Origin of the sequence: Pseudoduganella sp. RAF53_2, from assembly GCF_052113985.1 — a bacterium.
Classification (GTDB): domain Bacteria; phylum Pseudomonadota; class Gammaproteobacteria; order Burkholderiales; family Burkholderiaceae_D; genus Rugamonas.
On the sequence record NZ_JBFRDW010000243.1, the window covers coordinates 1 to 8,000 of the forward strand.

Annotated in this window: 9 protein-coding genes; 2 read left to right on the forward strand and 7 right to left on the reverse strand. The window is 61.8% G+C overall.

The genetic code is table 11. The features are described from left to right. Together AB4Z11_RS15595 and AB4Z11_RS15600 are read left to right on the forward strand one after the other, a co-directional pair. Positions 1–829: molybdopterin cofactor-binding domain-containing protein (locus AB4Z11_RS15595; RefSeq protein ID WP_442026161.1), on the forward strand; the 829-nt coding region annotated here is incomplete at its 5' end. Continuing rightward, positions 826–1,554 (forward strand): aquaporin, encoded by a 729-nt coding sequence (locus AB4Z11_RS15600; protein WP_442026162.1) that lies wholly within the window; start codon positions 826–828, stop codon positions 1,552–1,554. The genes AB4Z11_RS15595 and AB4Z11_RS15600, both read left to right, overlap by 4 nt. Here the strand turns inward: AB4Z11_RS15600 and AB4Z11_RS15605 are convergent. Genes AB4Z11_RS15605 through AB4Z11_RS15635 form a run of 7 tightly spaced genes read right to left on the reverse strand, consistent with a single transcriptional unit; the run spans position 1,461 to position 7,739 of the window. Continuing rightward, positions 1,461–3,548, reverse strand: a complete 2,088-nt coding sequence (locus AB4Z11_RS15605; RefSeq protein WP_442026163.1) for a flagellar biosynthesis protein FlhA — start codon at positions 3,546–3,548, stop codon at positions 1,461–1,463. The genes AB4Z11_RS15600 and AB4Z11_RS15605 overlap by 94 nt on opposite strands. Next, positions 3,545–4,684, reverse strand: a complete 1,140-nt coding sequence (locus AB4Z11_RS15610; RefSeq protein WP_442026164.1) for an EscU/YscU/HrcU family type III secretion system export apparatus switch protein — start codon at positions 4,682–4,684, stop codon at positions 3,545–3,547. Before AB4Z11_RS15610 ends, AB4Z11_RS15605 begins: the two co-directional genes overlap by 4 nt. Next, on the reverse strand, positions 4,677–5,462 hold the full coding sequence (locus tag AB4Z11_RS15615; RefSeq protein ID WP_442026165.1) for a flagellar biosynthetic protein FliR: 786 nt from the start codon (positions 5,460–5,462) through the stop codon (positions 4,677–4,679). The genes AB4Z11_RS15610 and AB4Z11_RS15615 overlap by 8 nt, the downstream gene beginning before the upstream one ends. 15 nt (positions 5,463–5,477) lie before the next feature. After that, positions 5,478–5,750: a flagellar biosynthesis protein FliQ gene (gene fliQ / locus AB4Z11_RS15620; RefSeq protein WP_442026166.1), complete on the reverse strand. Its 273-nt coding sequence runs from the start codon at positions 5,748–5,750 to the stop codon at positions 5,478–5,480. Positions 5,751–5,752: 2 nt separating this feature from the next. Then, positions 5,753–6,499, reverse strand: a complete 747-nt coding sequence (gene fliP, locus AB4Z11_RS15625; protein ID WP_442026167.1) for a flagellar type III secretion system pore protein FliP — start codon at positions 6,497–6,499, stop codon at positions 5,753–5,755. Beyond that, positions 6,496–6,873 carry a FliM/FliN family flagellar motor switch protein gene (locus AB4Z11_RS15630; RefSeq protein WP_442026169.1) on the reverse strand — a complete coding sequence of 126 codons (378 nt, stop codon included), beginning with the start codon at positions 6,871–6,873 and terminating at the stop codon, positions 6,496–6,498. Before AB4Z11_RS15630 ends, fliP begins: the two co-directional genes overlap by 4 nt. 5 nt (positions 6,874–6,878) lie before the next feature. After that, on the reverse strand, positions 6,879–7,739 hold the full coding sequence (locus tag AB4Z11_RS15635) for a FliM/FliN family flagellar motor switch protein (protein ID WP_442026168.1): 861 nt from the start codon (positions 7,737–7,739) through the stop codon (positions 6,879–6,881). Positions 7,740–8,000 lie beyond the last annotated feature (261 nt).

Here is an 8,000-nt window from a genome sequence, read left to right on the forward strand (position 1 = left end):
GGGTATTCCGCTGTCGCGCGTCCGCGCCAGCGCCACCGACACCAGCAAGGTCGCCAATACTTCGGCAACCGCCGCATCGACCGGCGCAGACTTGAACGGCAAGGCCGCCCAGGATGCCGCCGGTACGCTGCGCAAGCGCCTGGTGGAGTTCACCGCAAAAACCTACCACTGCGCGCCGGAAGACGTAGTGCTGGCGGACGGCACCGTGTTCGCGGGCGAACTGGCCATCCCCTTCGCGGATCTGGTGCAAAAGGCCTATCTGGCGCGCGTCCAGCTGTGGTCCGACGGCTTCTACGCCACGCCGGGCCTGAGCTGGGACCGGGAAACCATGAGCGGCAACCCTTTCGGCTATTTCGCTTACGGCGCCGCGGTGGCGGAAGTGATTATCGATACGCTGACTGGCGAATGGAAGCTGCTGAAAGCGGATGCCCTGTACGATGCAGGCAATTCGCTGAACCCGGCCATCGACGTCGGCCAGGTGGAAGGCGCCTTCATTCAAGGCATGGGCTGGCTCACAACGGAAGAACTGTGGTGGAACCCGAACGGCAAGCTGATGACGCATGCGCCGTCGACGTACAAGATTCCCGGCGTGTCCGACTGTCCGGACAACTTCAACGTGCGCCTGTTCAAGAACCGCAATGCCTTCGACAGCATCCACCGCTCCAAAGCGGTGGGCGAACCGCCGCTGCTGCTGCCGTTCTCGGTATTCCTGGCGATTCGCGATGCGATTGCATCGGTCGGCGACTACCGCTTCAACCCGCCGTTGCGGGCGCCGGCCACCGGCGAGGCCATCCTCGATGCAGTGGACGCGGTCCGCGCCATGGCATGACGCTGTCGCGGCATCTCGCCGCCGAGGCATTGGGCACGGCGCTGCTGCTGGCCATGGTGGTGGGTTCCGCCATCATGGGCCAGCGGCTGGCAGGCGGCAATGCGGCCCTCGCGCTGCTGGCCAACGCGCTTGCCAGCAGCACTGGTTTGCTGGCCCTGCTCCTTGCGTTTGGCGCGGCGCACCTCAACCCCGCTCTCTCTGTGTCGGAGGCCTGGCGCGGCCACATGGCGTGGCGCGAGGCGCTGGCCCGTATCGTTGCGCAGGCCGGCGGCGCATTCGCCGGCGTGGCCGCGGCACATCTCATGTTCGGCGAACCGGTGCTGGCAGCAGCGACCGTCGCCCGGACTGGCGCAGCGCTATGGTGGAGTGAATTCGTGGCCACGTTCGGTCTGATCGGCGTGGTCATCGGCTGCGCGCGCAACCGCCCTGCCCTGACGCCGTTTGCGGTCGCTGCCTACATTGCGTCCGCCTACTGGTTCACCGCTTCCTCGTCATTTGCCAATCCGGCGCTGACGCTGGCGCGCGCAGCAACGGATACGGTCGCGGGCATCCGTCTGGAAGATGTTTTCGGTTACATCGCGGCCCAGCTGTTTGGCGCCATCGCCGCGACGGTGGTTTTCGGCTGGCTGGTTCAGCCGACCGTGCCGATGATCGAAACTTCGCGGTTTTCCGGCACTTCGTTATACGACAGCACGTGCAAGCCAGGTGCAAAGAGGCGTGCGTAGCGCGCCAGCAGCGGCCGGATCTGTGGCAGGACCAGCAACAGCGGCGGCGTCGCCTGCTGCTTCATCTGCTCGCGCGCGACCGGCATATTGACCTGCAGCTGCGCCAGCAGGTGCGGATCGATCGGATAATTATCCAGCACCACCTTGCCCGACTGGCGCGCCTGATTCAGTGAGCCGAGCAGCATGTTTTCCAGTTCGCCGCCCAGGTTGAAGGCCAGCAGTTCGGTCTTCTGCCCGAACAGGCCGGACACAATCTGGCGCCGCAGCGCGCAGCGCACCTCGGCCGCCAGCAGGATCGGGTCCTTGGTCGTCTCGGACGAATCCAGCAACGTAGTGGCGATTGGCACGATGTCCTTCAGCGACACATTCTCTGCCAGCAGCACGCGGAACACGCGCAACAGCTGGGTATGCGTCATCGCCTTGCCCAGCGAATCCGCCAGCTTGGGCGCCATCGCGCCCAGGCGCTCCAGGATGGCCGGCACGTCTTCGTGGCGGAACAGCTCCGGCAGATATTCACGCACCAGCTTGGACACGTGGGTCGCAATCGCACTCGGCGGCTCGATGACCTGGTAGCCCATGCCCAGCGCGTGCGCCTTGTCCTTCGGCTCGATCCAGGTCACCGGCATGCCATAGGCCGGCTCCACGCCCGGAATACCATCGATATCGCCATACACATTCGGCGACGGAATCGCCATCAGGCGCTCGGCAAACACTTCGGCCTGCGCCACCACCGAGCCGCTCAGCACCACGGAATACTGCGACGGCTTCAGGCCCAGATCATCGCGCACATAAATATTCGGCACCAGCATGCCCATGCCTTCCGACAGGCTTTGGCGTACGCCGCGCAAGCGCTTGGTCAGCACTTCGCCATGTGCCTTGTCGATCATGCCCACCAGCTTGTAGCCCAGCAGGACTTGCAGCGGCTGTACGGCTGGCAGGCTATGCCATTCCAGCTCTGGGGCTTTCTCTTCGCGCAGGGCCGCTTCGATGGCGGCGATATTGTCCGGGGGCGCTGCCACGGCCCGTTGATTGAGCTGATAGGCCACATAAGCCAGCACGCCGGCAAAGGTCAGGAACATCAGCCATGGCATGCCTGGCACCAGGCCAAGGATCACCATCACGGCCGATGCGCTGAACAGCACATTCGGATTGGCCAGCAGCTGGCCGCCCACCTGCTTCTCGAAGTCGCCCGAGTCGGATACGCGGGTGACGATGATCGCCGCGGCAGCCGACAGCAGCAGCGCCGGGATCTGGGCCACCAGGCCGTCACCGATGGTCAGCAGCGCGTACTGGCGGAAGGCGTCGCCAAAGCTCATGTCCTGCATCAGCGAGCCGATGGCCACACCGCCGACGATATTGATGATCAGGATCAGGATGGACGCAATCGCGTCGCCGCGCACGAACTTGGCGGCACCGTCCATGGCGCCGTAGAAGTCCGCTTCCGTCGCCACTTCCTTGCGGCGCAGCTGGGCCTTTTCCTGGTTGATCAGACCCGCATTCAGATCGGCGTCGATCGCCATCTGCTTGCCGGGCAAGGCGTCCAGGGTGAAGCGCGCGGACACTTCCGAAATACGTTCGGCACCCTTGGTCACCACGGCGAAGTTAATGATCATCAGGATCACGAACACCACCAGGCCGACCACATAGTTACCGCCGATGACCACCTGGCCGAAAGCTTCGATCACGCGRCCCGCGGCAGCCGTGCCTTCATGCCCGTGCAGCAGCACCACGCGGGTCGACGCCACGTTCAGCGTCAGGCGCATCATCGTGGTCGCCAGGATCACCGTCGGGAACACCGAGAAGTCCAGCGGCCGCTTGGTATTCACGCTGACCAGGATGATGATCAGGGCCAGGACGATATTGAAGGTGAACAGAACGTCCAGCAGGATCGGCGGCAATGGCAGGATGATCATCGCCAGGATCGTCAGCAGGAATGCCGGCGTGGCGAATTTGTGTCGACGCATTTCAGCGATCAACCTGGTCAAAAAATTCATGGCGTTGTAGCCTCACTCATACTGGTTGGAACTGGAACCTGGTCCGGGAACGCGGGCTCGCCATTGCGGCGGCCTGCGCGGAATGCTTTCAATTGCAGCACGTAGTTCAGGACCATGGAGACGGCCTGATACAGCTGCACGGGAATCTGCTGGTTGACCTGGCTGGTATTGTAAATCGCGCGCGCCAGCGGCGGTAAAGTCATCACTTCGACCTTGGATTCGGCCGCAATCTGGCGAATGTACAGGGCCATTTCATCGACGCCCTTGGCTATCACGAAAGGTGCTTCGGCGCGCGACTCGTCGTATTTCAGGGCCACGGCATAGTGCTCCGGGTTGACGATCACCACGTCCGCGGTCGGCACCGATTTGCGCGCGCTGCGCTGGGCCAGGGCACGCTGCAACTGGCGGATGCGCTGGCGCACTTCCGGCCGGCCTTCATTGCTCTTGTGTTCTTCCTTCAGCTCCTGCTTGCTCATGCGCTGCTGCTTGGCAAAGAAGAAGGCCTGGGCCGGGACGTCGATGATGGCGAAGATGACGAACACCGCCACCATCGCCATCAGGCCGTCCATCATCTGATTGGCGCCCAGCGAAATCGCCTCGCCCAGTGGCATGCCTTGCAGGCGCGTGTACTGTTCGACCGAGCTGCGGCCGACATGCACCAGCACCCAGGCCAGCACCGCAGCCTTGCCGACCGAGATCGCCAGTTCGAAGCCATGCTTGCCGCTGAACAGGCGGCCGATGTTGCTCATCGGGTTGAGACGGTCGAATTTCGGCTCCAGGTTCTTGGCGCTGGCCACCCAGCCGCCCGGCACCATCGCGCCCAGCACGATGAACAGCGGCACGGTGAACAGAGGCACCACCATTTTCAGCAGCAGCATGGCCGCGCTCAGGAAGACGGTGGACACCACATTCTCCAGCGCGCCCTCGCTCTCCAGCGGCGCAAAGCTCTGGTGGAAGATTTCGCGGAACTCCATCAGGTAAGTGGGCAGCAGCCAGGCGAACAGCTTCAGGCTGACCAGGACGCCGATCGCCGTCGCCAGGTCGCGCGAACGCACCACCTGGCCTTCCTGGCGGGACTTCTTCAGCTTCTGTTGTGAAGCCTTTTCTGACTTATCGCCGCCGGTATCGTCAGCCATGGCCTGTCGCCCGCATCTGTTGCTGGATCATGTCGAGCACCATGTTCGACATGCGGATGTAATGGCCGGGAATGAAGCGCACCACCTGGCCCAGCATCAGCAGGCCGAAGATGGTGATCATGGAAAAACCCAGCGAGAAAAGGTTCAGCGTAGGCGCCACGCGGTTCAGGAAGCCAAAGCCCAGCTGCACCACCATGGTCGAAAACACGATGGGAATCGCCAGCAGCATGGCCGCCGAGAAGATCCACGCCACGTTCCAGGCCACGGTTTGCAGCAGCAGCGCGTTGTAGCCACCGCCCAGCGGCCAGGCCTTGAAGCTGGCGCCCAGCACGCCCGTGATGACCAGATGGCCATCGATGCCGAAGAAGATGATGATGGCCAGCATGGTCAGCATGGCCGACACCACGTCGGACGAAGTGCCGTTCAGCGGGTCGTTCATTACCGCCAGCGAGAAGCCCATCTGGCTCGACACCACATAACCCAGCACGCCAATCACCGCCATCGCAAAGTGAAAGGCCAGTCCCAGCACACCGCCGATCACGGCCTGCTCGATGGTGACTGCCACGCCATTCATGGAAATGGGATCGATGCCCGCATTCTGCGCGCCCACCACCGGCGCCATCATGACCGCCAGCACCAGCGACACCAGCACGCGCACCGTCACCGGCACCATCGCTTCGCCCAGCACCGGCGCGGCCGACAGCAGCGCCATGGCGCGCACGAAGGGCCACCACAAGGCGCTCAGGAGGGGGACGAAATTGGCCAGAACCTGTTCCATGGCGGGAAGCGGAGTTTATCCGACCAGCGTTGCAGCGCGGTGGAAGATGGACACGCAATAGTCCATGAGATAGCCGGTCATCCAGCGCCCGGTCAGCACGATGGCCAGCAGCGTGATGAGAAGACGTGGCAGGAAGCTCAGGGTCTGCTCATTGATCTGGGTGGCGGCCTGGATGAAAGCCACCACCAGGCCCGCGACCAGGCCTGGCACCACCAGCACCATCACGAGAATCATCACGATGTGCAGGGCTTCGATTACCAGATCGACAGCCACGTCAGGGGTCAGCATATCTAATACGCCTGTATGCTCGTCACGAGCGTGTTCACGGTCAGCGTCCAGCCGTCCACCAGCACAAACAGCAGCAGCTTGAACGGCAGCGAAATCACCAGCGGCGACAGCATCATCATACCCATTGCCATCAGCACCGACGACACCACCAGGTCGATGATCAGGAAGGGAATGAACAGCAGGCAGCCGATCTGGAAGGCTGTCTTCAGTTCCGACAGCGTGAAGGCCGCCAGCTTGACGGTAAAGGCATGGTCGGCCGGATTCGCCACATTATCCTCGCCCGCCAGATGGGCAATCTGCTTCAGGGCGGCCTTGCTGGTCTGGGCCAGCATGAATTTCGAAACAGGCCGTTCTGCAATCTTCAGCGCTTCCTGCAAGCCGATCTTGTCCTGGTCGTAGGGCAGGAAGGCATCCTTCCACACTTGGTCGCCGATCGGCTTCATCACCAGCAGGGTCAGGATCAGGGCCACGCCGGTAATGACGCGGTTGGGCAGGCCCTGCTGCAGACCCAGAGCTTGGCGCAGCAGCGACAGCACGATGACGAAACGGGTAAAGCTCGTCATCATCATGACCATGATGGGCAGCAGGCCCAGCAAAGTCATGATGATGAGAATCTGCATCTTCACCGAGAGCTCGGTCTTGGCGCCGGGGACGACCCCGGCCAGCAGATCCTGCGCTTGCACGGCGGTGCAGGCGCACAACAGCAATGCACCGGCCAGCAGGCCGGGCATCAGGCGGCGCACGGTCATGGCGCCATCATGTCCAGGTTCAAACCGTCCAGATCGATGACCTTGAGGCCGTAATTTTCGCCGGCCACCACCACTTCGGCGCGGCCGATAGCGGTACCGTTGACCTTGATGACCAGTGGCTCGCCGGCCAGCACGTCCAGCTCGACCACGCTGTCCGGACCGATCTGCATCAGCTCTTCCAGCGACAGGCGGGCCGAACCCACTTCCAGCGTCAGCTGGACCGGAATCTTGCGCATCATGGCCGGCAAATCGCGGCGCGGRGCGCGCGCGGCGGGCATGTCGGGCAACTCATTGTTCACCTGATTATCGATGATCAATTCTTCCGCCATGTCCTCCATCAGCCCGTCATTGGTGCCGTTGGGATTCACATTCATCATATTCATTCGATATCTTCAAAAGAGGTTAAGCAGAGTTTGCCCTTGTGCTCGGTAACCGCAGCTGTAAACAGGCGGGAATCTTCGAGCAATACGTCTGCTCTGTGCAAGCTGATCGGAATGACATCGCCGACCCGCAGGTCGAACAGCATGCCCAAGGTCACTTCCTTGCTGACCAGCCGGCCATTCAGGCCGACCTGGAGCCGCGCCGCCAGCGGACCCAGGTTTTTCGTACTCTTCCGGCCCGTGTCGCGCTCGGGCAGCAGGCCGCGCAGCACGTCCGACATCAGATTCTTATCGAGGGCAAACCAGCACTTGCCCTGCATTTCACCATCGCCCAGTGTCACAGTGATGACCCAGGTGCCTCTCGGCGGATGGCTGCCGGCTGCAGGCTTGATGTCATTCTCATCATCGCGCGTGCCGGCGGCCGGCAGGTTGCTTTCAATCCGGGCAGCCAGCGTGCTGGCCAGCTGTTGCCCGAGCGCCACAGCAAGACGTTCTTCTGTTGCTGTAACGCGTGTGTTTTCGTCGACAACAGCGACGGCATTGTCGGCCGTTTTGGCACTGCGGCCATAGCGGAAGTTCAACACGCGCAGCAATACCTTGCGTTCCAACGAGAAGGCAATGGTGCCTGCCGGCGCAGCAAAATTCAGCCAGCGCGTACGTGGTTCAGTGCCATCCAGGCGGCTGAAACCCACTTCTTCCACCTGAAAACTGCCCCAATAGCGGCGATTGACGTTCAGGCGCATGGCCTGGGTCAAATCTTCCCGCAGTTGCGCTGCAAAAACAGGCAAACGGTGCACCGGGCGGCCCAGCAAGGATGGGTCAAGAACTTCGTGTCGCACTGTGGTCTTGGTGATCGTCATTTGGATGGTTATCCTTCTGCACTACATCGTATCGCAATCTCTCGCCATGCAGGAGGATCTTGGAGTCGTAGGATAACCGAATTTCTTTCATATTGCCACGGATCAATACAACGTCTTCGCAAAAAGCCTTTACAGGAAAGTTGCTAGCGGGTAAGCTAATTCGGATTTCGCGAGTGCAGCATATTTCATGATAAAAGCGCTTACTACATGATTTATAAGCACTTTTTACTTTACTGCCAATGAATTTCCTCGCAATAACAT

Excerpts from the sequence above, each read along its gene's own strand:
- AB4Z11_RS15600 (WP_442026162.1), top strand. The coding sequence starts at position 826 with ATGACGCTGTCGCGGCATCTCGCCGCCGAGGCATTGGGCACGGCGCTG.
- AB4Z11_RS15610 (WP_442026164.1), bottom strand. The coding sequence starts at position 4,684 with ATGGCTGACGATACCGGCGGCGATAAGTCAGAAAAGGCTTCACAACAG.
- AB4Z11_RS15615 (WP_442026165.1), bottom strand. The coding sequence starts at position 5,462 with ATGGAACAGGTTCTGGCCAATTTCGTCCCCCTCCTGAGCGCCTTGTGG.
- fliQ (WP_442026166.1), bottom strand. The coding sequence starts at position 5,750 with ATGCTGACCCCTGACGTGGCTGTCGATCTGGTAATCGAAGCCCTGCAC.
- fliP (WP_442026167.1), bottom strand. The coding sequence starts at position 6,499 with ATGACCGTGCGCCGCCTGATGCCCGGCCTGCTGGCCGGTGCATTGCTG.
- AB4Z11_RS15635 (WP_442026168.1), bottom strand. The coding sequence starts at position 7,739 with ATGACGATCACCAAGACCACAGTGCGACACGAAGTTCTTGACCCATCC.